Source organism: Anaerolactibacter massiliensis, from assembly GCF_900290205.1.
GTDB classification, from domain to species: domain Bacteria; phylum Bacillota_I; class Bacilli_A; order Erysipelotrichales; family Erysipelotrichaceae; genus Bulleidia; species Bulleidia intestinalis.
This window is the reverse complement of record NZ_OLMH01000002.1, coordinates 905,454-927,942: the sequence shown is the minus strand read 5'-3', so window position 1 is coordinate 927,942 and position 22,489 is coordinate 905,454. Positions and strand designations below refer to the sequence as shown.

The 22,489-nt window shown below is 51.4% G+C and carries 25 protein-coding genes and 2 tRNA genes; 22 read left to right on the top strand and 5 right to left on the bottom strand.

Going from position 1 to position 22,489, the window contains the following annotated elements; all coding sequences use genetic code 11:
• The 9 genes from ribF (at position 1) to C7E00_RS07945 (ending at position 6,688) form a co-directional block, all read left to right on the top strand.
• Entirely contained in the window at positions 1 to 927 is a 927-nt protein-coding gene (ribF, locus tag C7E00_RS07985; RefSeq protein ID WP_105303791.1) for a riboflavin biosynthesis protein RibF, read from the top strand.
• A complete protein-coding gene (locus tag C7E00_RS07980; RefSeq protein ID WP_105303790.1) occupies positions 924 to 2,231 on the top strand; it encodes an NOL1/NOP2/sun family putative RNA methylase in 1,308 nt (435 codons plus the stop codon). Before ribF ends, C7E00_RS07980 begins: the two co-directional genes overlap by 4 nt.
• A complete protein-coding gene (locus C7E00_RS07975; RefSeq protein ID WP_167836522.1) occupies positions 2,228 to 3,598 on the top strand; it encodes a hypothetical protein in 1,371 nt (456 codons plus the stop codon). The genes C7E00_RS07980 and C7E00_RS07975 overlap by 4 nt, the downstream gene beginning before the upstream one ends.
• Positions 3,599 to 3,641: 43 nt before the next feature.
• Positions 3,642 to 3,965, top strand: coding sequence for an Asp23/Gls24 family envelope stress response protein (locus C7E00_RS07970; protein ID WP_105303788.1), 324 nt, complete (start codon positions 3,642 to 3,644; stop codon positions 3,963 to 3,965).
• A 177-nt stretch (positions 3,966 to 4,142) separates the two neighbouring features.
• Positions 4,143 to 4,679: a translation initiation factor IF-3 gene (infC, locus tag C7E00_RS07965; RefSeq protein ID WP_105303787.1), complete on the top strand. Its 537-nt coding sequence runs from the start codon at positions 4,143 to 4,145 to the stop codon at positions 4,677 to 4,679.
• Between the two features lie 17 nt (positions 4,680 to 4,696).
• Positions 4,697 to 4,918 carry a 50S ribosomal protein L35 gene (gene rpmI / locus C7E00_RS07960; protein WP_105303786.1) on the top strand — a complete coding sequence of 74 codons (222 nt, stop codon included), beginning with the start codon at positions 4,697 to 4,699 and terminating at the stop codon, positions 4,916 to 4,918.
• Positions 4,919 to 4,936: 18 nt separating this feature from the next.
• Entirely contained in the window at positions 4,937 to 5,296 is a 360-nt protein-coding gene (gene rplT / locus C7E00_RS07955) for a 50S ribosomal protein L20 (protein WP_105303785.1), read from the top strand.
• A 36-nt stretch (positions 5,297 to 5,332) separates the two neighbouring features.
• A tRNA-Glu gene (locus tag C7E00_RS07950) sits at positions 5,333 to 5,409 on the top strand.
• Positions 5,410 to 5,458: 49 nt separating this feature from the next.
• Positions 5,459 to 6,688, top strand: a complete 1,230-nt coding sequence (locus tag C7E00_RS07945) for a peptidoglycan bridge formation glycyltransferase FemA/FemB family protein (RefSeq protein WP_167836521.1) — start codon at positions 5,459 to 5,461, stop codon at positions 6,686 to 6,688.
• Positions 6,689 to 6,722: 34 nt separating this feature from the next.
• On the opposite strand, the gene C7E00_RS07940 is transcribed toward C7E00_RS07945, so the two are convergent.
• The 3 genes from C7E00_RS07940 to C7E00_RS07930 form a co-directional block, all read right to left on the bottom strand.
• Positions 6,723 to 7,955 carry a lipid II:glycine glycyltransferase FemX gene (locus tag C7E00_RS07940; protein WP_105303783.1) on the bottom strand — a complete coding sequence of 411 codons (1,233 nt, stop codon included), beginning with the start codon at positions 7,953 to 7,955 and terminating at the stop codon, positions 6,723 to 6,725.
• The gene (gltX, locus tag C7E00_RS07935; RefSeq protein ID WP_105304904.1) at positions 7,952 to 9,415 is read right to left on the bottom strand and encodes a glutamate--tRNA ligase; all 1,464 of its coding nucleotides are present in this window, start codon (positions 9,413 to 9,415) and stop codon (positions 7,952 to 7,954) included. Before gltX ends, C7E00_RS07940 begins: the two co-directional genes overlap by 4 nt.
• A 114-nt stretch (positions 9,416 to 9,529) precedes the next feature.
• A tRNA-Gln gene (locus tag C7E00_RS07930) sits at positions 9,530 to 9,605 on the bottom strand.
• A gap of 100 nt (positions 9,606 to 9,705) precedes the next feature.
• Between C7E00_RS07930 and C7E00_RS07925 the strand changes: the two genes are divergently transcribed.
• The 13 genes from C7E00_RS07925 to recD2 all read left to right on the top strand — a co-directional run bounded on the left by C7E00_RS07925 (position 9,706) and on the right by recD2 (position 20,688).
• Positions 9,706 to 10,245: a cysteine hydrolase family protein gene (locus tag C7E00_RS07925; protein ID WP_105303782.1), complete on the top strand. Its 540-nt coding sequence runs from the start codon at positions 9,706 to 9,708 to the stop codon at positions 10,243 to 10,245.
• Entirely contained in the window at positions 10,229 to 10,936 is a 708-nt protein-coding gene (locus C7E00_RS07920; RefSeq protein WP_105303781.1) for a DUF554 domain-containing protein, read from the top strand. The genes C7E00_RS07925 and C7E00_RS07920 overlap by 17 nt, the downstream gene beginning before the upstream one ends.
• Entirely contained in the window at positions 10,933 to 11,931 is a 999-nt protein-coding gene (locus C7E00_RS07915; RefSeq protein ID WP_105303780.1) for an HD domain-containing protein, read from the top strand. The genes C7E00_RS07920 and C7E00_RS07915 overlap by 4 nt, the downstream gene beginning before the upstream one ends.
• Positions 11,924 to 12,517 carry an XTP/dITP diphosphatase gene (locus tag C7E00_RS07910; RefSeq protein WP_105303779.1) on the top strand — a complete coding sequence of 198 codons (594 nt, stop codon included), beginning with the start codon at positions 11,924 to 11,926 and terminating at the stop codon, positions 12,515 to 12,517. Before C7E00_RS07915 ends, C7E00_RS07910 begins: the two co-directional genes overlap by 8 nt.
• Positions 12,504 to 13,208: a TIGR01906 family membrane protein gene (locus tag C7E00_RS07905; RefSeq protein ID WP_105303778.1), complete on the top strand. Its 705-nt coding sequence runs from the start codon at positions 12,504 to 12,506 to the stop codon at positions 13,206 to 13,208. The genes C7E00_RS07910 and C7E00_RS07905 overlap by 14 nt, the downstream gene beginning before the upstream one ends.
• Positions 13,186 to 13,701, top strand: a complete 516-nt coding sequence (locus tag C7E00_RS07900; protein WP_105303777.1) for a tRNA (cytidine(34)-2'-O)-methyltransferase — start codon at positions 13,186 to 13,188, stop codon at positions 13,699 to 13,701. The genes C7E00_RS07905 and C7E00_RS07900 overlap by 23 nt, the downstream gene beginning before the upstream one ends.
• Before the next feature lie 9 nt (positions 13,702 to 13,710).
• On the top strand, positions 13,711 to 13,911 hold the full coding sequence (locus C7E00_RS07895; protein WP_105303776.1) for a hypothetical protein: 201 nt from the start codon (positions 13,711 to 13,713) through the stop codon (positions 13,909 to 13,911).
• Positions 13,912 to 13,923: 12 nt separating this feature from the next.
• Positions 13,924 to 14,367 carry a competence protein ComK gene (locus C7E00_RS07890; protein WP_105303775.1) on the top strand — a complete coding sequence of 148 codons (444 nt, stop codon included), beginning with the start codon at positions 13,924 to 13,926 and terminating at the stop codon, positions 14,365 to 14,367.
• A gap of 11 nt (positions 14,368 to 14,378) precedes the next feature.
• The gene (locus C7E00_RS07885; protein WP_105303774.1) at positions 14,379 to 15,263 is read left to right on the top strand and encodes a YitT family protein; all 885 of its coding nucleotides are present in this window, start codon (positions 14,379 to 14,381) and stop codon (positions 15,261 to 15,263) included.
• Positions 15,264 to 15,419: 156 nt separating this feature from the next.
• Positions 15,420 to 16,790, top strand: a complete 1,371-nt coding sequence (mgtE, locus tag C7E00_RS07880) for a magnesium transporter (protein ID WP_105303773.1) — start codon at positions 15,420 to 15,422, stop codon at positions 16,788 to 16,790.
• Between the two features lie 72 nt (positions 16,791 to 16,862).
• Positions 16,863 to 17,333 carry a Spx/MgsR family RNA polymerase-binding regulatory protein gene (locus C7E00_RS07875; protein ID WP_105303772.1) on the top strand — a complete coding sequence of 157 codons (471 nt, stop codon included), beginning with the start codon at positions 16,863 to 16,865 and terminating at the stop codon, positions 17,331 to 17,333.
• A 30-nt stretch (positions 17,334 to 17,363) separates the two neighbouring features.
• Positions 17,364 to 18,500 (top strand): tRNA 2-thiouridine(34) synthase MnmA, encoded by a 1,137-nt coding sequence (mnmA, locus tag C7E00_RS07870; RefSeq protein ID WP_105303771.1) that lies wholly within the window; start codon positions 17,364 to 17,366, stop codon positions 18,498 to 18,500.
• Positions 18,493 to 20,688: an SF1B family DNA helicase RecD2 gene (gene recD2 / locus C7E00_RS07865; RefSeq protein ID WP_105303770.1), complete on the top strand. Its 2,196-nt coding sequence runs from the start codon at positions 18,493 to 18,495 to the stop codon at positions 20,686 to 20,688. The genes mnmA and recD2 overlap by 8 nt, the downstream gene beginning before the upstream one ends.
• Positions 20,689 to 20,724: 36 nt before the next feature.
• Here recD2 and C7E00_RS07860 read toward each other — a convergent pair whose 3' ends face one another.
• Together C7E00_RS07860 and C7E00_RS07855 are read right to left on the bottom strand one after the other, a co-directional pair.
• Positions 20,725 to 21,522: an ABC transporter ATP-binding protein gene (locus tag C7E00_RS07860; RefSeq protein ID WP_105304903.1), complete on the bottom strand. Its 798-nt coding sequence runs from the start codon at positions 21,520 to 21,522 to the stop codon at positions 20,725 to 20,727.
• A 10-nt stretch (positions 21,523 to 21,532) separates the two neighbouring features.
• Positions 21,533 to 22,489 (bottom strand): ABC transporter permease, encoded by a 957-nt coding sequence (locus tag C7E00_RS07855; protein WP_105303769.1) that lies wholly within the window; start codon positions 22,487 to 22,489, stop codon positions 21,533 to 21,535.

The window sequence follows — 22,489 nt, the reverse complement described above, 5'->3', positions numbered from 1 at the left end:
ATGCGCATGATTCGGATCGATCTGGAACATCCAAGAAAACCAAAAATACCGCTTGCGGCATGCATCGGCTATTTTGATGGCATGCACCGGGGCCATCAGGCACTGATCCATCGGACGGAAGAGCTGGCTCAGGAACTGCATTGCGAATCTGCCCTGATCACGTTTGAACCTGATCCATGGGTGACGATCAAGGGCATGAGTCCCGCCGATGCTGAACACATCACGACGATGCGCCAGAGAATCAATCTGGCGGTTTCCTACGGCATCGAGAATATCTGCATCCTGGAGTTCACGAAAGCCATGGCTGATCTTTCTCCGGAAGAATTTGCAGAACGGGTACTTGGTCAGCTGAATCTCTCCGGTCTCGTCTGCGGCTATGATTTCCATTACGGATACCTGGGAAAAGGAGACTCTGAGACCTTGAAACAGTATGGCAGTTTCCGGGTGGAAGTCGTGGAAGAAGTCGCAGATGGCAGCGATAAAATCAGCAGCACGAGAATCTCGAAGCTGCTGGAACATGGAGAAATCGAAGAAGCAGAACGTCTCCTCGGGCATCCGTTTGAAATGGAAGGCAAAGTCATTCCGGGCCGCCACAAAGGGACTTCGCTCGGATTTCCAACCGCCAATATCCAGATTTCTCCGGAATACCTCACTCCTAAACCAGGGGTCTATTCGGGTTCGGTGCTGATTGACGGCATCCGTCATCCGGCGATGATCAATCTCGGTCATAATCCGACGATGAACTATACGGAACGTCTGTCTCTCGAAGCACATATTCTGGACTATTCCGGAAATCTCTACGGAAGGATGCTTACATTGCGTTTCTCGCATTATCTGCGTCCTGAGATCCATTTTCAGAGCAAAGACAATCTGATCATGCAGCTGGAACAGGATGTGCGTTCTGTGCGGAAGCTGGAACACGCATGAAACCGGAATTCGAAGCCCGGATGAAGGATCTTCTGAGAGAGGAATATCCGGCATTTGAACAGGCAATGAAGGAATCTCCGCGAAGGGGATACCGCATCAATCCTCTGAAGACATCCGCAGAGGAATTTTTCCGTCTGACCGGATATCCGGAATATCCGACTCCATTTGCGCAATATGCCTATTATCTTCCGGAACAGAGCGGAGCCGGAGCAACCGCGGTCCATGCGGCAGGTCTTCTGTATCTGCAGGAACCAAGTGCCGCAAGTGCCGTGAGCGTGCTCGATCCAAAGCCTGGCATGAAGGTTCTTGATCTCTGTGCTGCCCCTGGTTCCAAGACTACGGAGATTGCCGGTCTGATGCATAATCAAGGCCTGCTGGCTGCCAATGAGATCAACCCTGGCCGGTCAAAGATCCTGGTCGAGAATGTCGAGCGGTGGGGTGCTGAGAACGTGATGGTGCTCAATGCCGATCCGGCTCAGGTCGCTGAATCCTTCCCGGAATACTTCGATGCGGTGCTCTGTGATGCGCCATGTTCCGGCGAAGGCATGTTCCGCAAGAATCCCGATGCCGAAAAAGAATGGAGCCCGGAGAGCGTGCTCAGCTGTGCAAAGCGCCAGCGCACCATTCTCAGCAGTGCACTGAACTGCCTGAAGCCAGGCGGAAGACTGGTCTACAGCACCTGCACCTTCTCCCTGGAAGAAAATGAGGAGAATGTCTCCTGGCTGCTTTCAGAATATCCATTCATGAAGCTGGAACCCATTCAGGCATCATTCGGAAGACCCGGGTTTGAGCTTGGTTCCGGAACTTCCATGTGCCGGAGAATCTTTCCGATGGATGGCGGCGAAGGCCACTTCATCGCTTCCTTCCGCAAGGAAACAGACGCACAGGCTTCATACTGTTCAGCCCTCCTGAAGAGCGAACCGATGCCAAGGGCAGCAGAGGATTTTCTGAAGCAGATTTCCTATCCGTACACGTATGTCCATCATAATAAGGTGTATGGCGGGACATTCCCGTTTGTTTCGCCAGGAACCTGCAGACTGCTCCGCCATCAGGTGCTGCTTGGGGAAGTGAAGAAAGACCGCTTTGAACCGGACCATGCATTATTCCTTTCTTCGGATCATCCGTTTCCTGTTAAAATGGAACTGCAGGATTCCGAAGTCCGTCCGTATCTTTCCGGGATGACGATTCCATGTACCGGGAAGGGATATACCGCAGTATGCTGGCATGGACATGCATTAGGCTTCGGAAAAGCAGATGGGGCAATTCTGAAAAACAGATACCCGAAGGAACTTCGCCTGAAATGAGACTTGAGCTATTTCAATTCATTGATCAGACCATGGAGCTGTATGAGGCAGAGAAACCTCTGCTTTTCTCTGCGGAAAAGATGCTGAGAAAGGCGGCAGAAGAACTGACTTCTGGCAATCCTGCTGTTATCGGCATCCGCACCCGCGTGAAATCCGCAGAATCCCTGCGCGAAAAGCTGCTCCGGAATAAATATTATCTGAACTTCAGCACCCCGGAAGAAGCCCTGGCAAATATCCACGATCTGGTCGGAATCACGATTGACTGCCAGTTCATCCGCAATGAAACCGACCTGTACCAGACGCTGTTCTATGAGTTCTGTGACAGCCAGGAAACGTATTCCCGCTTCCGCGGAAATGAACCGGTGTTTCTCAACCTGCATATGCCCCAGCCGCAGCTGCAGCGCAATGGCTATGCGATCTACCGGATTGACGGCTACTGTCTGGCAGAAGGAAACCGGAAAGTCGCATTCGAACTGCAGATCAAGTCTCTGGTTCACCGCTTCTGGAGCGAGATCGAGCATGAGCTGGTCTACAAGAATCAGGAAATGCTTTCCGAAGACCGGTTCATCAAGAATGTTCTCGGTTCCATCAAAGACAATCTCGATGTTGTCGACCACCAGCTGGATCTCGTATACACGCAGATTCATGCGGAATCGGAACGGACAGTGATCGGCATGGATGCCACCGGATTCAAGCGCATGACTGCAAATTCGATCAATGAGCTGGTCCATTTGAAAATGAGGGAATCAGTCGGCTTCACCTTCGATTTCCGCAAGGATGCGGCAATTCTTGCCCAGTACATCTATATCCGCTACTTCCTGAATGGAAATAACAACGAAGTGAAGATGGTGGAATTTCTGGAGCATCTGAACATGCTGAAGAATTCGCCGATGGACTTCCGGAGCAGTCTTGAGATGGAAGGGAAATTCACGCATCCGGACCCGTTCTGCAATCGGATCGGATTCTATTTTCTCTCCGTGATCAACACCGACTTTGAATGGCATGCCTTCTTCACAGTCCTGTTCGCAATCCAGGATGCACCGAATCTGGAATGTCTGAATGATTTTGCCGAGGTCCTGTCCCGGCTGCTCATCCAGCCCGGCTGGTACGAAAGCAGATTTGCAGATTGGGATCCGGAAGAAGCAGAACAGGCAAGGAGGCTCTGCCGGACCAGCCTTGCCGAAGGGATGGTGGAACAGGGAACGATCGAAATCATCCACGAAGACTCGCTTCTGAAGATTGCATCGATCTTCCGCAGGACGATTGAAAAAGCAGAAGCAGAGTATTCCAGCTACGAAATGCTCGAACAGGCAGTCTCGGATGAACAGCTCGGCCTCAAACATCAGATTGCAATGCTGTTTCAATGAAGTTTCAATCTTGCTATAATTTACTGGCAGAGAGGTGAAAGCTATGGCACAGGATTATGTGGTACTGAAAGACAGCTCGGAATACGGAAGAATCGTGATCAACAAATCGGTATTCCAATCCATTTCTGAGATTTCGGTCCGTGACATCGATAATATTTCCCTGAAAGACACCAAGTTCAACAAGCCGGTGAACGTCTGGGTAGAGAAGAACAAGCTTCATATCAGCGCAGACATCCGGGTCAAGTACGGGGCGAATGTCAATGCGACATGCGGTCTGGTTCAGAACCGGATCTATGAGAACATCGTCTTCATGACCGGCTTCAAGCCGTCCGAAGTATCGGTGAATGTCATCGGATTTGAAATCTGAAAAAATGATTGACAGCCTGCAGCCAGGCTGTTATTGTATACAGGTAACAGAAAACGGAAAGCAGAAGCGCCGCTTCTCACCCGAGGTCCTAAGGGATCTGGGTCGATGCCGATGAATCGTATGGTTTATTATGGCAGGTGCGGCTTCTGTACCTGCTTTCTTTACAGGAGGTAATGCTTGAAGTATATTAAACCGAAACGTAATGTTCCTGAAGAGCTGGTCAATGAGAATATCCATTTTCATGAAGTTCTGGTAATCGGTCCGGAAGGAGAACAGCTCGGGACGATGCTGAGACGGGAAGCTATCCAGAAGGCTTATGACATGGGACTTGATCTTTACTGTGTTGCACCGAACGCCAAGCCTCCGGTCTGCAAGATTCTTGATTTCGGAAAATATCACTTTAACGAACAGAAGAAAGCCCGGGAAGCGAAGAAGAAGCAGCATGTGACGGAAATCAAGCCGCTTCGTCTGTCGCCGGTGATCGACCAGCATGACTTCGATACCAAACTCAAGCAGGCAAGAGCCTGGATCGAGGATGGCCAGAAGGTCAAGGTGGATATGCGTTTCAGAGGACGTATGATCACCCGCAAAGAAGTGGGCGAATCTGTCATGAACAAGTTTATCGAGCAGATCTCCGATCTGGCACAGGTGGATAAAGCACCAGCCATGGAAGGCAATACGATGTCAATCGTGCTGTCGCCAAAGAGAAAGTAGTTCAGGAGGAAACAGCTATGAAGGCAAAGGCTAGAAAACCGAAGAAGATCAAGATGAAGACCAAGAAGACTTATGCAAAGCGCACCAAGGTTACTGGCAGCGGCAAAGTCGAGGTCCGTCACAACTATGTATCCCATTTCGCAGCAAATAAGTCGCACAAGCAGAAGAAGCACCTGGCAGCTTACACCGGACTGGACAAGACGGATGCAAAGCGCAACAGCCAGCTGCTGCAGGGTTAATCAGGGAGGCATAGCAAGATGAGAGTCAAAGGATCTACACCGACGAGAAACCGTCGTAAAAAGGTACTGAAGCTTGCGAAGGGCTATTTCGGAAGCAAGCATCTTCTGTACCGGACAGCCAATGAGCAGGTCATGCATTCGCAGAAGTATGCGTTTGCAGGCAGAAAGCAGACCAAGCGTGAGATGCGCAAGCTCTGGATCGCCAGAATCAACGCAGCCGCAAGACTGAATGATCTGAGCTATTCCCAGATGATGCATGGTCTCAAGCTTGCAGGTGTTAACATCAACCGCAAGATGCTCAGCGAAATCGCAATCCACGATGAGAAAGGATTCACTGATCTCGCAGAGACTGCAAAAAACGCACTCAAAGCTGCGTAAATCGTGTATAATAGGAACCGTCTGGTTCCTATGCATGGCGAGTTGGTGAAGCGGCTTAACACATCGCCCTCTCAAGGCGACATTCACGGGTCCGAATCCCGTACTCGTCACCATCAGATATCGCACCGGTGAACCCGGTGCTTTTTTATGGAAAGGAGTTCTATGGCTTTTGAGTTTCATACCGATGCGGATCCTTCAGCTGTCGATGCATTTGTGATTGCGTCTGACCAGAATACCCTCTATCAGACTTCTCCATGGGCGAAAGTCAAGAACAACTGGGAAAGCTATTTCACGAGCGTGAGTGAAGACGGAACGATGATTGCTTCGGCACTGATTCTGTTCCGCCGACTGACGCCATGGCATACGCTTGCCTATATTCCCCGCGGACCCGTCATGAATTATTCCAGAAGGGATCTTGTTTCCTTCTATCTGAAGCAGCTCTGTTCTTTTGCAAAGTCTCATCATGCGATTGCACTGCGCTTTGATCCGGATCTTCTCAGCTGCTGCTATCCATTCACGGAGAAAGATCTGCCGCATGCTTATGAGAATAACGACGTCATCGATTATCTGAAGTCGCTCGGGGCAAAGCATAAGGGCTTCACGAAGATGATCTCTGAAGCTACGCAGCCACGCTTCAATGCAGCGATGAACGTTGATGCAGACTGGCGAAGCCGTCTGGTAAAGAATACGCGCCAGAGCATCCGGACTGCGGAAAAGCGAGGGGTGGAAGTGCACTTCGGGCATGAGTATCTGCACCTGTTTGCGGAAGCCATGCATTACACCGAGACCAGACAGAAGGTTGCACTGCGCAACGAGGAATATTTCCGCAACATGGTGAATGCGTTCGGCGATCATGCGATTGTCGCCGTCGCTACGCTGAACTTCGCGCACCAGGAAGAGCGCCTGAAGCAGGAGATCTCTCAGTGCACGGAAGCGCTGAAAAACGCTTCCGGCAAGAAGGAAACTGCAAGGCTCACGCAGGAACTGCATAATGCAGAGCAGGAACTGACCCGGAATGAAACCGACTGGAAAGAAGAAGGGAAAGACGAAGTCGTGCTCTGCGGCAAGCTGGTCTGCTTCAATGAGAAACGCATGGAATTCTTCTACATGGGCAACAACACGAAGTATATGCGGGTGCGGGCCAATTACTATCTCTATGCGAAGTTCCTTGATTACTGCTGTGAGCACCATATTCCTTACTGCAGTTTCGGCGGCATTGAAGGAACGCTGGATGACGGCCTGACGCAGTTCAAGAGTGCCTGGCCGATTCAGATCGAGGAATATATCGGAGAGTTTAATTTCGTTCTGAATGCGCCGATGTATCATCTGTTTGATGAAGTGTATCCGAAGCTTCTGAAAACCGCCGCAAGAATCCGAGGCAGTGAAAAATAAAAGGATTTGACTCCAGTTCAGGAATCAAATCCTTTTATTTTCTGCGGTAAGCGATCTTCCACCACTTATGGCGGGCTCTTACTTCGAAATCCTTCTGCTTCAGGAAGGATTCATAGCCTTTTGCTTTCACCGGATAATCGAATTCACCGATCTGCTCGATGAACTCCGGGCCGAAGCTCTTCTTGTATGCATACAGGCCGTATTCCGGATCATCTTTCGTCGTGACACCGGAGAAGCCGCACATGTCATATCTGGTGACACCATGGGACTTCATATCTTCCATCGCAAACCGATGGAGATTGTCGACCGGCTGGACGAAACTGAATTCCTTGTGGTTGTACGTATACAGATCCCAGGACATTTTCCCGTACCGGATGAATAAACCGCAGGCGATCGGCACGGATGCACCGTATTCTGACAGAAGATCGCCAGCATGGGCAAGCTGCTTTTCCTTGGAAGCCTTCGCTTCTGGATCTTTATCATACTTGCCGGACTCCAGCTCAGTCTCGATTCCCTGTACCATCTGGCGGAGATTGATGTCCGTCACATAGAGGACTGCATGTTTGCCGAAGGATTCGAGCAGGGCCTGAAAGAACTTCTTCGGATGAGGCTTGAAGCCATCCTGCTCTGCAAGCATGGCTTCGAATTCCATCAGGGCAGGAAGATCTGCTTCACTTCCGATTCTTGTTGAAACCCCGATGACCTTATGGCGGTTCAGACTGGTTCTTCTGGCTTTTGCATAATGAGATACAATCTCATCCATCGATCCGGAAAGATCGGCGATCAGCGTGAAGCGGTTGGTCCAGCTGCCATTGTAGGCATAGCCATATCCTTTATGACGATAGCCGAGCTGCTTCAGTTCTTCTGTAACTGCTTCATTCGAGAAGCCGTCATCTATGACAGGTCCGTCAATCTGATGATGGCAGCGGACGACATTCGGATCCGTTCTGAGGAATGTCACCTGCTTCTGCTCTGCGTACTGCTTCAGCAGGGTAAATATTTCTTTACGGAGTGATTCATCCGTGTAGTCCATCGCAGGGCCCCATGGAACATAGGCATACGAATGTCCCATGAAGGAACCAAGCAGAACCATTGCAGTCGCTCTGAGTGTGCCGTCCTCCTCATAGAAGCCGAGCATCTCATACGTTTCCTTTGCGGTCTGTCTGCGGAATTCTCCCCACATCGAAGTCTTCATGTAATGCACGGAAGGAGAAGACTTCACGAATTCATCCAGAATGCTGCGATCCCGGATCAGTTCTGACTTCATTTCTGCTCCAGCTGTGCAATCGACTGATCGAGACGTGCCAGCGTACGTTCCTTGCCGAGAATATCTGCGATTTCAATTGCGCCGCCCGGGGTGAACTGCTTGCCAGTAATCGCAAGCCTTAGGGGGAACAGCACCTGGCCGTTCTTGCGGCCCAGCTTAGCCGGCAGTTCCATGAGCTTTGCATGCAGGTTGTCTTCAGTCCATTCTGCTTCCGGAATGGCTTCCAGCACTTCTCTGCTTGCCTTCAGGGACTCCAGCGCAACGGTCTGATCCGTCTTCATCTTCTTGTTGACATACAGATCATCGGAATAAGCAGGGAAGGTATCAAAGAAGTCGAGCATACCCGGAATCTCATTGAGCGTATTGGCACGCTGCTGGACTACCTTGGCAATCTTCTTCTTGTCAAAGTCTCCCTTGACTGCTTCATCGATATACGGGTGAATCAGATTGTAATAGCTGTCGAGATCCATGTTGCGCAGCCAGATGCCGTTGATGCTGGTGAGCTTCACCGGATCGAAGATTGCACCGGACTGGCCGATATGCTTCACATTGAATGCCTGAACAAGTTCATCCAGCGTGAAGATTTCCTGGTTGTTCTCCGGAGACCAGCCGAGCATCGCAATGTAATTCAGAATCGCTTCCGGCAGATATCCCTTGGCAACCAGATCCTGGAAGCTTGCATCGCCATTGCGCTTGGAGAGCTTCTGGTGCTCATCCTTCATGACTGGCGGGCAGTGGATGTAACGAGGAATATCCCAGCCGAATGCTTCATAGATCAGATTGTACTTCGGCGTGGAAGAAAGATATTCCATGCCGCGGACAACATCCGTGATGCCCATCAGATGGTCATCGACGACATTGGCAAAGTTATAAGTAGGGAAGCCGTCGCTCTTGATCAGGATGGATTCATCCAGCGTGCTGTTCTCCACGGTGATATGTCCGAACACTTCATCATCGAATGAAGTCGTTCCGGTTACCGGAATGCTCTGGCGGATGACGAACTTCTCACCAGCCGCAATGCGTGCTTCTGCTTCTTCTACCGTCAGGTTCTTGCACGGATCATCATATTTGAACGACTCGCCGCGGGCTTCCTGGATTTCCTTCTGCGCCTGGATCATCGATTCATCGCAGAAGCAGTAATGCGCACCACCCAGGCGGATCAGCTCTTTTGCATACTTCATGTAAAGACCGCTCTTAACGCGTTCGGACTGCACATACGGTCCGACCGGTCCGCCGACGTCCGGTCCTTCATCATGTTTCAGATTGCAGGCCGCAAGGGTCTTGTAGATGATGTCAGTAGCACCTTCGACCAGACGTCCCTGGTCGGTATCCTCAATCCGCAGAATAAAAACACCCTGAGGGTCTTTCTTTGCGATGAGATATGCCCACAGAGCCGTACGCAGGTTGCCGATATGCATGTACCCGGTCGGACTGGGGGCGAATCTTGTACGAATAGCCATCTTATTGAACTCCTTTTCAAACATGGTAATTTTACTCTGAAAGGCCTATGGATTCAATGAAATAGGGAGAATATAAAAAAGCGAACCTGCGGTCAGGTCCGTTTTCTGAAGATATGGCTGGGATAGAGAGATTCGAACTCCCGAAATGACTGGTTCAGAGCCAGTTGCCTTACCGCTTGGCTATATCCCAATGCGCAAGAATTATTATACCGGGTAAAGGCAGGAATGCAAGTACAAATTTGCTGCAGATTCGCAGTAGAATGATAGGCATGACAGGAGGAATTAGGCACGTGAAACAGGTTCTTGCAGTCATTGATATGCAGGTGGATTTCGTGAACGGATCGCTTGGCACAAAGGAAGCAGAAGGCATTGTCCAGAATGTCGTGAAGAAGATTCAGAATTGGGACGGACCGGTTTATGCGACCAGAGATACCCATGAAGAAAACTATCTGGAAACCCAGGAAGGAACACATCTTCCGGTGGTTCACTGCGTCAGGAACACACCGGGGTGGGAGATTGTCCCGGAAGTTGCAGCAGCACTGAAGGAGAAGCATGCAGTCATCATCGATAAGCCGACGTTCGGGTCTCTGACGCTGGCAGAACAGCTGAAGATGCTGAACCAGAAAGAACCGGTTTCCATTGAGCTCATCGGACTCTGCACGGATATCTGCGTTGTCAGCAACGCACTGCTTCTGAAAGCGAATATGCCGGAGGTTCCGATTTCCGTCGATGCGTCCTGCTGTGCCGGCGTGACCCCGGCAAGCCATCAGGCAGCCATCGATACAATGCGTTCCTGTCAGATCGAGGTTCTGAATGGGAACCCTGATTAATGTTGGGGCAATCATCCTCGGCGGACTGATCGGGCTGTTTTCCGGGTCCCGTTTTCTTAAGCGCATGCAGGAGACGCTGATCGGTGCGGTCGGCGTCAGCACGATGTTTCTCGGAATCTCGGGGGCTATGGAAGGGCTTCTGAAGATTGAGAATGGATCCATCACCACTCAAGGAACGATGATGCTGATCGGCTCAATGGCCATCGGCTCGATTCTCGGCGAGTGGATCAACCTGGAAGACCGCATGCAGTCATTCGGAGAATGGCTGAAGCAGAAATCAGGAAATGCGGACGATCAGGCTTTCGTCAATGCATTTGTCACGGCCAGTCTCACGGTATGCATCGGGGCGATGGCAGTCGTAGGTTCAATTGAAGATGGCGTGCAGGGCGATTATTCGATCCTTGCTGCCAAGGCGGTGCTCGACTTCATGATCATCCTGATCATGACTGCGGCGATGGGGAAAGGCTGTGTATTTTCCGCTCTTCCGGTCGGCATCTTCGAGGGCGTCATGACGCTGGCTGCACATGCGGCGGCAGCTTCCATCAATGAGACGATGATCGGGGCGCTTTCGACCGTAGGATCCGTGCTGATTTTCTGCGTCGGCGTGAATCTGCTGTTCGGACATAAGATCCGGGTCGCAAATCTGCTTCCGGCCCTGGTCATCGCCATGTTCTGGAGCATTCTTGCATGAACGAGCGGTATGAACGCATGCTGGCGGAACTGCCGGAAGGAATGCAGAATGCGGTCCGTACGGATGCCATGCAGCGGATCGGGGCGGTTGATATGAACTGCGGCATGAACTATACATCCTATCCGAACTTTGTCTCTATCAGTCCTTATTCTCGTCTGGAGCATTCGATCGGAACTGCCTGGATTCTCTGGAAGACGACCGGAAATCCAGCCATATCGTATGCGGGCTTATTCCATGACATCGCCACCCCGGTATTCTCGCATGTGATTGATTTTCTGAACGGGGATTATGAAACCCAGGAATCCACTGAAGCACTGACCGGTACCGTGATCCATAACAGCCAGGCGCTCTGCCACATTCTGGAGTCTGAACAGATTCCGCTCTCTGCAGCTGAAGATTATCATCAGTACCCGCTGGCTGATAATGCTTCGCCCAAACTGTGTGCGGACCGGCTGGAATATACCATGGGAAACCTGATCAACTACGGATTTGCCGAAGAGAGTCTCGTGAATCAGTTCTGGAACGATCTATCCATTCAGAAAGATGAACATGGAAATCCGGAATACGGATTTGAGACTGAGGAACTATGCCTGAAGTTCGGACTGCTTGCCCTGAAGTGTTCTGAAGTATACAGTGCTCCGGAAGATCGCTATGGCATGGAGCGTCTGGCCAGGCTTCTGAAGCAGGCGCTTGCAGAAGGAGTTCTGACCCGGGCAGACTTCATGACCACCGAACCGGAAGTCATCGGGAAGCTGAAGCAGAGCAGTCTGAAAAAGGAATGGGATGCATTCACGGCTCTCCATGAACTGGAATTCTCGGATCATGGAACAGAAGCAGCAGGCTGGCTGCAGGTATCCTGCAAGAAGCGGATGATCAATCCGCTGATCCATGGAGTCAGGCTTTCTATGAAAGAGGAATCGTTCCGGAAAGCTCTAGAAGAATACCGCCAGGAATCATTTGAGATCTATATGAGGGAGAAATCAGAGTATGAGTAAGAAAGTAATTGTCGTCGCATCCGGAAATGAGGGAAAGATCCGGGAATTCCGGCAGATGCTGGAACCGGAAGGATATACCGTGAAGTGTCTGAAGGACCTTCAGGGTTATCAGGAACCGGAAGAAACCGGTACTACGTTTGAAGAGAATGCGGTCATCAAGGCACAGGCAGTGACCGATCAGTTCGGAATCGAAGCGATTGCGGATGATTCCGGGATCCAGATCCGTGCGATGAACGATGAACCGGGGGTGCACAGTGCCAGATGGCTTGGCCATGATACACCTTATACGTATAAGAATCAGGTTGTGCTTGAGAACCTGAAAGGTGCTTCTGATCGCAGATGCCGGTATGTATGTGCGATCGCCCTGACCAGACCCGGTCAGGAACCGGTCGTGTTTGCGGATACGGTGGATGGCGAGATTGCCGAAGCACCGAAGGGAGAAAACGGATTCGGATATGATCCGATCTTCTATTATCCGCCACTGAAGAAGACGATGGCAGAGATGACCAAGGAAGAGAAGAATTCGATTTCACATCGGGGAAAGGCTTTGCGGAAGCTGGAGAACTGGCTCCATGAGGCTCATTAGATTCTTCGCTTCGCTTGCCTGTTTCTGTCTGGTCCTGGGACTGCTGTTCACGGTGATCGATGTCTGCAGCTTTGATCATTCGTTCTACGTGAAGGAATTCCAGGACAACGATACCAGTGCTGCGACTGGCATGAGCAGCGAGGATAATCTGGCGGCTTCAGATGTGCTGCTCGATTATCTGCGCGGAAAACGCGATGATATCGTCTATAAGACAGAAGTGAATGGCACGGTACGGGAAGTCTATGATGAACGTGAAACCATTCATATGAAGGATGTGCGGGCGCTGTATCAGCAGGCAATCGCCCTGCGGAACGGGCTTGTGGCGGCCGGATCAGGAATTCTGGTTCTTGTTTATTTTCTGAACCGGAAACGGATGAGCATCCTGGGATTGCTGAGATCAGGATTTCAGAATGGGGCAGTGTTCGTGCTGATGCTGGTCGGAGCGATCGGCTTGTACGGTGCTGCTGATTTCACTTCGTTCTGGACTTCATTCCATCAGTTTTTCTTTGATAATGACTACTGGCTGCTGGACCCGAATGTCAGCATCATGATCAACCTGTATCCGGAGAATTTCTTCAGCGATCTCGTGTTCCGCGTCATCTTCTGGTTCTTATTGATTCTCGGGGCATCGTGGGTTCTGATCTATCGGGTGAAAAGGAGAAGCAGAAATGAGAAATGCAGTGCTGTATGAGCCGGAGATTCCGCAGAATACCGGCAATATCATGCGTACGTGTGCAGCGTTCGGCTGGGTGCTGCATCTGATCGAGCCGCTTGGCTTCTACCTGGATGAAGCGCATCTGAAGCGGGCCGGCATGGATTATATCGCGAAGATGGAGTATCACGTCTGGCGGGACTGGCAGACGTTCTATGAGAGCCATCCGGGAGAATATTACTTCACGACTCGGTATGGCACGAAGACTCCGGATTCGTTCTCCTATTCTGCAGAGAAGGATCTGTATCTGGTGTTCGGAAAAGAGAGCACCGGCATTGACAAAGAAATCCTGAGAAATCATCTTGACCGCTGCATGCGCATTCCCATGGAACCGGATGCCAGATGTCTGAATGTATCCAACACTGCTGCCATCTGCATGTATGAAGTGGAAAGACAGCTTGGCTATCCCGGACTTTCCAGAGAAGAAGTGCAGAAGGGGAGTGACTTTCTGCAGCGTTCCTGCGTGCTATAATGGGCTCATATGATTGAGAATGTGAGCGACTTTCTTTCGGTGGCAGTTCTTGCGGCTCTCGTGATTTTCGGGTTCTATGAGCTTTATGCAGTATCCGTCAAGCACCGGGAAGCGCGGATCCGGCGCCTGGAAGCACGATATTACCAGTACTATGATGACGCGGATGATGACAGCGATGAGGAAGAGGAGGGTCCTTATTATGAGGACTGAAGGAGCTTCTGCTTGAAACAGATTCTGATGGTGCAGTATGATAGCGGAGCTCAGAAGACCAGAGTTCTGTATCATGGCGGCGGCGAAGAATTCAGAGAGGGACCTTCCCGATCGCTGATTGCAGAGTGGTGTCTGGTCCACGGGTCTTCCATTGAGGGACGCAGAGAATCGTTCCGGTACTTTACCGGAGCGGTGCAGAAGATTCCGGTTCTTGTCAGCGAGAAGCCTCTGATCCTGCTGATGCCTGTCCTTTCGCCGGAACGGAATCCGGACTGTCTCTGGATCTCGTATAACGAGATTCTGAAAGTGAAGGCCCTGGATGACTGGCATATGAACATCCTGTTCACGGATGGAACCGCAGTCACTGCGGAAGTCAGTCCGAAGGTTCTGAGACTGCAGATGAAACGCTGCAGACAATTTCTGAAAGGGGTTCTGGCAGCAGAGAAAGCTGCCTGAAATTATACGATATGAGTGATTCCAAGCAGTCATTGAAGGAAAGTTTCGGAAAGAAAGACCTGCTCTATATCGCGATGGTCGTGCTTACTTCAGCCATCTATTCGTTCGGCATGAATACGTTCGTGAAGTCCGGAAACCTGTTCCCGAGCGGCTATGCCGGCATCGCGCGGCTGATCTCGCAGGTGCTGATCAACTATACCCGGTTTCATATCGCGTTCTCTCCGATCTATTTTCTGCTGAATATCATCACGACGGTATTCATCTGGAACCGCATCGGTCATAAGTTCGTATTATTATCGCTGATCTGGTTCTCGCTGACTTCTCTGTTCACTGGCATCTTCCCGGTCATGGAGATCACGAGCGAACCGATGCTCATCTCGGTGTTCGGCGGCGTCATCAACGGCTTTGCGATCGGCATCGCATTGCGCAACAACGCCAGTTCCGGAGGAACTGACTTTATCGCGATCTTCTTATCGCAGAAGCTCAACCGGCCGACCTGGAATTACATCATGGTTGCCAATGCCGCAGTGCTCGGCATCGCAGGATATCTCTTCGGCTGGAACCGGGCGCTTTATTCGATCATCTTCCAGTTTGTCTCGACGCAGATGGTCAATACGATGCATCAGCGCTACCGTTCGACAGAGCTTAAAGTCGTGACGAATATGCCGGATGAAGTATGCTCAGCAGTATTCCATACCTGCCGTCATGGCATCACGAAGATTCCATGCGAGGGCGGGTTCACGGATAAGCCGCACTGGCTGCTCTTGATCACACTGAATACGTATCAGGTCAAGCAGGTCATCGAGATGATTCATGCGACGGATCCGCATGCGTTCATCACGATGTATTCGGTCGAGAAGATCATCGGCAATTACTACCAGAAGCCGCTGGAGTAGGAAAAGGGGAGAACCCTTTTTTCTCTGTTGACTTGCCGATACCGGGAAAATTAGAATTTAAGAAGGCATTCGAAGGGAGGTGGTTTTCATGAGTACAGATCCTAGTCCGATTCCGTTGCGAACGTTCATGAAACCACAGTCTGGAGGAAATATGCCATGGATGAACTGGAAGAGAAAAAGGAACTGGAACTGTTCCGTTCACTTCTGAGAAACAAGCAGTATGCAGCTCTGCGCGGCCGGGCGCAGGATATGAATGAAGCAGATCTGGCAGCGATGCTGGAACAGATGGAAGACGAAGACATGCTGAAGATGTTCCGCCTGTTCCCGAAAGAGCTTGCTGCAGATGTCTTTTCTCTGCTGGAGCCGGACAGTCAGCAGTACATTATCACCTCGCTTTCCGAAAAGGAAGCAGGCACGATCATCGATAATCTGTATGCCGATGATGCGGCAGATCTCCTGGAAGAGATGCCCGCCAGTGTCGTGAAGAAGCTGCTGGCCAATGCCAAGCCGGAAACCAGAAATGATATCAATCATCTGCTTCAGTATCCGGATGATTCTGCCGGATCGGTGATGACAGTCGAGTTCGTGGACCTGAAGCTGACAATGGATGTTGCGCAGGCCCTGGACCGGATCCGCTCGATCGGAATGGATTCCGAGACGGTCAACACCTGCTATGTGCTCAATGACAAACGTCTGCTGTTAGGGACAGTATCCCTGCGGTCGCTGGTTCTTGCGAAACCGGAACAGCCGATTGAAGACATCATGGAAGAGGATGTCATCTCGGTCAATACGAACACCGACCAGGAGAAAGTAGCCCAGCAGTTCAAGAAATATGACTTGACTTCCATGCCGGTCGTTGACCGGGAGAACCGGATGGTCGGCATCATCACGGTCGATGATGTCATGGACATCATCGAAGAAGAGACGACCGAAGACCTCGAGAAGATGGCCGGCATCGTCCCGAGCGATACCGAGAAGCCGTATCTGAAGACCGGTGTCTTCGAGACATGGAAGAAGCGGGTGCCATGGCTGATGCTGCTGATGATTTCCGCGACCTTCACCGGGAGGATCATCACGAGCTTCGAAACGGCACTGAGTGCGCATATCGTGCTGTCGTCTTATATTCCGATGCTGATGGATACCGGCGGAAATGCCGGTTCGCAGGCTTCGGTGGAAGTGGTCCGGGCATTGTCGCTCGATGAAGTGCATTTCAGCGATTACTGGAAAGTCGTCTTCAAGGAGATGCGGGTTGCCTTGCTGTGCGGAATCACGCTTGCAGCAGCGAACTTTGCCAAATGCATGCTCTTAGACGGGGTGAGCACGGCGGTGGCGTTTGCGGTGTGCATGACGATCATCTGCGCGGTGTTCTTCTCCAAGTGCATCGCAGCAACGCTCGTACTGGTGGTCTCCAAGCTCGGTCTGGATCCGGCCGTGGTTGCATCGCCGATGCTGACGACGATCATCGATGCGATTTCGCTGCTTGTCTACTTCTCGATCTCGACGGCGGTGCTTCATATTCCTGTTTAGACAGAACTGTCAGTTTGCACATCCAAACAGAAGAAAGAAATGCTATACTGACGCATAAAAGGAGGCAATGGAATGATAGTGGTATATACTTCACCGGGATGCTCCAGCTGCAGAAAAGTGAAACAATGGCTCAAAGACCGGAATCTTCCGTTCATTGAGAAAAACATCTTCAAGACCCTTCTGAATGACAATGAGATCAAGCATCTGCTGATGCGCAGTGAGAACGGCAGCGATGATATCGTCTCCAAGCGGTCCAAGGTCATCCAGGAGAATCATATCGACATCGACTCGATGACAACCGATGAGCTGATCGCTTTCATCAAGAAGAATCCGAGTGTTCTGAAGCGCCCGATCATCCTGAATGAGAAGAGCTTCCAGGTCGGATATGATTCCGAAGAGATCGGCGTTTTTATCCCGGAAGAACTGAGAAGAATTGCAGATACTCCATGTTCCAAGGACTGCATCCATTACGATGGATGCGGACATGTCCGGGAAGCTGCCCTGCAGAAGGCACCGTCATCCAGAGCAAAGGCTGAGGCATAAGCCTCAGTTTTGTTTTATACTGATTGCGTTATGAAAGTGATGGTTGGATTGTCAGGCGGCGTCGACTCTGCGGTCGCCGCTTATCTTCTGAAGCAGCAGGGATATGAGGTTACCTGTGCTTTCATGCGCAACTGGGATTCTCTGACAAATGATGATATCCAGGGAAACCCGACGCTGAATGATCCGGTATGCACGCAGGAAGCAGATTATGCCGATGCGTCATCCGTGGCAGAGAAACTCGGTCTGCCGCTGCTGCGGGTGGATTTCATCCAGGAATACTGGAATGATGTATTCGAAACATTCCTGTCGGAATACCGCAAAGGCAGAACTCCGAATCCGGACATTCTCTGCAACCGGTATATCAAATTCGACAGCTTCATGAAGTTCGGGAAGGAACATGGTTTTGAGGTCGTCGCAACCGGCCATTATGCAAAGCTCGGTTTCTATCATGGGGCCCATGTGCTTGAAAAGGCTGATGACCGCAACAAGGACCAGTCCTACTTCCTCTGCCAGATTCACCGGGATGTTCTCGATCATGTGCTGTTCCCGCTCGGTTCCATCGACAAGCCGGAAGTGCGGAAGATTGCCGCAGACCTTGATCTCAGCATCGCGAAGAAAAAAGACAGCACCGGCATCTGCTTCATCGGCGAACGGAAGTTCCGGGAATTTCTGAGCAACTATCTGCCGATGAAACCGGGAAAAATCATCGATATCGCTGACGGAAGAACCGTCGGAGTACATAAAGGCGTCCTCTACTACACGATCGGCCAGAGAAAAGGACTCGATATCGGCGGCACCGGCCCGTATTACGTGGTCGGCAAGGATATTTATGCCAATGAGCTTTATGTGACCGATGAAGCGCATCCGGAGTGGCTTTACAGCGATTCCTGCATCGTGAAGGACATGAACTGGCTCATGGATTTCACTGAGCCTGCAGACTGCCATGGCAAGTTCCGCTACCGGCAGCCGGATCAGGACTGCCGCATTGAACGGGTCGATGATACGACTTTGAAAGTAACTTACCCGCAGCTCATCCGCTCCATGACACCTGGGCAGGAAGCAGTGTTCTATGATGGCGACCGCGTCATCGGCGGAGGTGTCATCGATCAGGTATTCCGCAATGGCGAAGACCTGATGCAGAAGATCCGGGAGCGTGCGAATGGATGATGGAAAGCTGATCGAGCTGACCGGAAAGATCGTCTATGTCGTCTACCGGAATGATGCCACGATGTATACCGTGATGAAGTTCCGGCTTCAGGATGAAACTGAGAAAGTCATCACCTGCACCGGAATTCTTCCTTCCGTTGAAACAGATATCCTGACCCGGCTTTACGGGACTTATGTCGAACATCCGAAATACGGCATGCAGTTCGCCATCCAGTCAATGGAACGTCCGCTTCCGGATGAAGAAGAGGGGATCATCCGCTATCTTTCCGGGATCCAGTTTCCTGGCATCGGCAAGAAGACTGCCAAGGCAATCGTGAATGCCCTCGGTGAAGACTGCCTGAAGGAAATCCGGGAGAATCCTGAGATACTGCATCAGGTTCCCGGTCTTTCTGATGAAAAAATCCAGGTCATTACGGAAGGCTTGCAGAAGGAATCTGACGGCATGCAGGATCTGGTGCGTTTTCTCAATATCCATGGCCTCGGCCAGCGAAACCTGATCCGGCTGAATCGGGCCTATGGCAAAGATGCCCTCGAGAAGATCCGTGAGAATCCGTACCGTGTGATTGAGGAATGCGATGGTTTCGGATTCAAGACTGCAGATAAGATTGCAGATTCTCTCGGCATTGCCCGGGATGATGAGCGCCGGCTCTATGCCTATCTCATTTCCTTGTGCATGGATCTCTGTGTTTCGTCGGGAGATTCCTATGTGCTCAAAGAGACTCTGCAGGCTAATTTCGATAAAGCCATGAATGGCCTTTCCTATGAGTTTGAAGATCTCCTGTCCCGGGCGGTATTCCGCAATCAGCTCGTCCTGGAAGAGAATCGGGTCTACCCGATCTCGCAGTATCAGTCTGAATCATTCATCAGTTCCTTCCTGGCGTCATTTCCGGAAGAAGAACTGGAGCCTGCTTTGGAAGAATCCGTGAACGGATATCTCGGCGATCTGGAGAACCGGTTTCAGATCACCTATGACAATTCGCAGCGGGAAGCAGTGCATACGTTCTTTCAGAATCCATTTCTGATCCTGACCGGAGGACCGGGAACCGGCAAAACGACCGTAGTCCGGGCTCTTGTGACGCTGTTCCGGGTGATCTATCCGGGCAGCACCGTCGTCTGCACGGCTCCGACCGGAAGGGCCGCAAAGCATCTTGCCGAAACGACGGAAACGGAAGCAGTCACGATTCATTCGCTGCTGAAATGGGACCTTGAAACCAATACGTTCGGCGTGAATGAAGAAGAACCGCTCTCCGCAGACCTATTGATCATCGATGAGTTCTCCATGGTCGATAACTGGCTGTTCTATAACCTTCTGAAGGCATCCCGCCATATCCGCAAGATCTGCGTCATCGGCGATGAAGATCAGCTGCCTTCTGTTTCACCAGGCAGCGTGCTGCGCGATCTGATTGAAAGCGGCTGCTTTCCGCTGATCCGCCTGAGCCATATCTACCGGCAGAAGGAAGGCAGCGATGTGATCCGTCTGGCGCATGAGATTCATGACGGAACGGCTGATTTCTCTGATCTCAATCACGATGTGAAGTTCCTGGAATGCTCCAGGTATGAGATCAGAGACCGGGTATTAGCCGTCGTGAAAAGTGCCCTGGATAAGGGCTATGACATGAATGACATCCAGGTGCTCAGCCCGATCTACGGCGGACCGGCAGGCATCGACGTGCTGAATAATGCGCTGCAGCAGTGCTTCAATCCGCCCGAAGCTTCCAAGCCTGAACTGAAAGTCGGATATCTGACCTTCCGTCTTCATGACAAGATTCTGCAGCTGAAGAATCAGCCCGATGACGGGATCTCGAATGGCGATATCGGCGAGCTGGTCGAGATCTATGACAGGACAGAGACCGAGAACCATGAACCTGCTCTGGTCGTCCGCTTTGAAGATGACAATTATGTCGAATACAATCCGGAAGGATTCCGGAATATCACGCTTGCATACTGCATCTCGATCCACAAGGCGCAGGGCAGCGAGTACCCGATTGTGATCATGCCGATGACGTATCAGTACTACTACATGCTGCAGAGAAAGCTGATCTATACCGGAGTGACCCGGGCCAGACAGTCGCTGGTTCTCTTAGGTGAGAAGGGGGCCTTCCTTCAGGGTATCAGCACGCTGGAGCGGCATGTGCGCAATACGGGCCTCAAGGAAAAGCTGATCCAGGCACAGCATCAAAGCATCTGAAAAGGACAGCACTCAGCTGTCCTTTCATATGCCTATTTACTTGGTTAAGAGAGCCTGATCATCGGCGTATTCTTCGCCGCTGACTTCACTGAATTTCCGCAGCAGATCTTCTACCGAAAGAGAAGCTTTTGCTTCATCGCGGACATCGAAGATGATTCTGCCTTCATGCATCATGATCAGCCGGTTGCCGCGCTGAATTGCATCTTTCATGTTATGCGTGACCATCAGTGCAGTCAGATGATCTCTGGTAACAATCGTATCCGTAAGATCCAGGACCTTGCGGGCAGTCTTAGGATCAAGGGCTGCGGTATGCTCATCGAGCAGCAGCAGCTTCGGCTTCTGAAGGCTTGCCATGAGAAGGGTAAGAGCCTGTCTCTGGCCGCCTGACAGCAATCCTACTTTTGCACTCAGACGATCTTCCAGACCGAGTCCGAGTTCCTCGAGCATCTTCTGGTACTGCTGGCGTTCTTCTGCCGTCACGCCCCATTTCAGCGTGCGCCGATGGCCTCGTCTCGCTGCAAGGGCAAGATTCTCATCGATCTGCATGGTCGCAGCAGTTCCGGTCATCGGATCCTGGAAAACTCTGCCGATCAGACCAGCCCGCTTGTAATCAGGCAGTCCGGTCACATCCTGAGAGGCAATCTCGATCTTTCCTGCATCCACAGGCCAGACGCCGGCAATCGCATTGAGCATCGTGCTCTTTCCGGCTCCATTTGAACCGATGACGGTGACGAAGTCGCCTTCTTCCATCGTGAGGCTGATATCATCCAGAGCATGTTTCTCCGTGATGGTCTTCGGGTTGAAGGTCTTGGAGACATGCTTCAGTTCCAGCATCTTGGTCATATCAGCGCACCTCCTTGGCCTGCTTGCCAGCCTTGGCAAATGAACTCCTGCTTCTTGCCTGCAGGTTCGGAACAGCCAGGAAGATCGCGACGATCACGGCCGTGAACAGACGCAGGAAGTTGGAAGGAAGCTTCATCCAGAGGACTAAGACGACAACCAGGTAGTAGATAACCCCGCCCAGCACAATCAGCAGAAGCCTGAACCCGAAGTTGAACTTTTTCGGATTCACTGCTGCCGCAATGACTTCGCCGATGATGACTGCCGCAAGACCGATGACGATTGCGCCCCGGCCCATGTTAATATCAGAGAATCCCTGGAACTGAGCCATCAGTCCGCCAGAGAACGCAACAAGACCATTCGAGAGGGCAAGGCCGATGACTTTCATCGCATTGATGGAAATGCCCTGGGCTTTTGCCATCTCGGGGTTGCAGCCGGTTGCACGCATGGCAGAACCATGTTCCGTGCCGAAGTACCAGTAGAGCAGAGCAACCAGGATCACACTCAGAATGACGCCGATCAGGATTGCCGAAGGAACATCTCTCGAGGTCACGGCCAGATCATACTGATCCACGCTCAGCGCTTTGTTGGCAGACATGCCCATGATCGCAAGGTTGATGGAATACAAGGCAAATTGGGTCAGGATTCCGGAGAGAATTCCCGGAATGCCAAGAGCCGTATGCAGCAGTCCGGTAACCAGACCAGCCGCAATTCCGGCCGCAAATGCCACGAGCATCGCTGCCCATGGGTTCCATCCCGCCAGTATCAGCATGACCGTGACGGCACCGCCGGTCGTGAACGTGCCGTCAACCGTCATATCCGCAAAATCCAGCATCCGGAACGTGATGTAGACGCCGAGTGCCATAATGCCCCAGATCAGACCTTGGGCAATGCCTGCCGGCATCGATGCCAGGAGCTTGGCGGGATCCAGAGCAGGATAAACAGTTACAAGAGGAGCCAT

Bases quoted from the DNA above. Each gene is read 5' to 3' on its own strand.
- mnmA (WP_105303771.1), top strand. From the start codon at position 17,364: ATGAAAGTGATGGTTGGATTGTCAGGCGGCGTCGACTCTGCGGTCGCC.
- C7E00_RS07900 (WP_105303777.1), top strand. From the start codon at position 13,186: ATGAGAAATGCAGTGCTGTATGAGCCGGAGATTCCGCAGAATACCGGC.
- C7E00_RS07980 (WP_105303790.1), top strand. From the start codon at position 924: ATGAAACCGGAATTCGAAGCCCGGATGAAGGATCTTCTGAGAGAGGAA.
- C7E00_RS07885 (WP_105303774.1), top strand. From the start codon at position 14,379: ATGAGTGATTCCAAGCAGTCATTGAAGGAAAGTTTCGGAAAGAAAGAC.
- C7E00_RS07945 (WP_167836521.1), top strand. From the start codon at position 5,459: ATGGCTTTTGAGTTTCATACCGATGCGGATCCTTCAGCTGTCGATGCA.
- recD2 (WP_105303770.1), top strand. From the start codon at position 18,493: ATGGATGATGGAAAGCTGATCGAGCTGACCGGAAAGATCGTCTATGTC.
- C7E00_RS07975 (WP_167836522.1), top strand. From the start codon at position 2,228: ATGAGACTTGAGCTATTTCAATTCATTGATCAGACCATGGAGCTGTAT.
- C7E00_RS07910 (WP_105303779.1), top strand. From the start codon at position 11,924: ATGAGTAAGAAAGTAATTGTCGTCGCATCCGGAAATGAGGGAAAGATC.
- rpmI (WP_105303786.1), top strand. From the start codon at position 4,697: ATGAAGGCAAAGGCTAGAAAACCGAAGAAGATCAAGATGAAGACCAAG.
- C7E00_RS07940 (WP_105303783.1), bottom strand. From the start codon at position 7,955: ATGAAGTCAGAACTGATCCGGGATCGCAGCATTCTGGATGAATTCGTG.
- gltX (WP_105304904.1), bottom strand. From the start codon at position 9,415: ATGGCTATTCGTACAAGATTCGCCCCCAGTCCGACCGGGTACATGCAT.
- mgtE (WP_105303773.1), top strand. From the start codon at position 15,420: ATGGATGAACTGGAAGAGAAAAAGGAACTGGAACTGTTCCGTTCACTT.
- C7E00_RS07905 (WP_105303778.1), top strand. From the start codon at position 12,504: ATGAGGCTCATTAGATTCTTCGCTTCGCTTGCCTGTTTCTGTCTGGTC.
- C7E00_RS07915 (WP_105303780.1), top strand. From the start codon at position 10,933: ATGAACGAGCGGTATGAACGCATGCTGGCGGAACTGCCGGAAGGAATG.
- C7E00_RS07895 (WP_105303776.1), top strand. From the start codon at position 13,711: ATGATTGAGAATGTGAGCGACTTTCTTTCGGTGGCAGTTCTTGCGGCT.
- C7E00_RS07875 (WP_105303772.1), top strand. From the start codon at position 16,863: ATGATAGTGGTATATACTTCACCGGGATGCTCCAGCTGCAGAAAAGTG.
- C7E00_RS07920 (WP_105303781.1), top strand. From the start codon at position 10,229: ATGGGAACCCTGATTAATGTTGGGGCAATCATCCTCGGCGGACTGATC.
- C7E00_RS07970 (WP_105303788.1), top strand. From the start codon at position 3,642: ATGGCACAGGATTATGTGGTACTGAAAGACAGCTCGGAATACGGAAGA.
- C7E00_RS07860 (WP_105304903.1), bottom strand. From the start codon at position 21,522: ATGCTGGAACTGAAGCATGTCTCCAAGACCTTCAACCCGAAGACCATC.
- ribF (WP_105303791.1), top strand. From the start codon at position 1: ATGCGCATGATTCGGATCGATCTGGAACATCCAAGAAAACCAAAAATA.
- rplT (WP_105303785.1), top strand. From the start codon at position 4,937: ATGAGAGTCAAAGGATCTACACCGACGAGAAACCGTCGTAAAAAGGTA.
- C7E00_RS07855 (WP_105303769.1), bottom strand. From the start codon at position 22,489: ATGGCTCCTCTTGTAACTGTTTATCCTGCTCTGGATCCCGCCAAGCTC.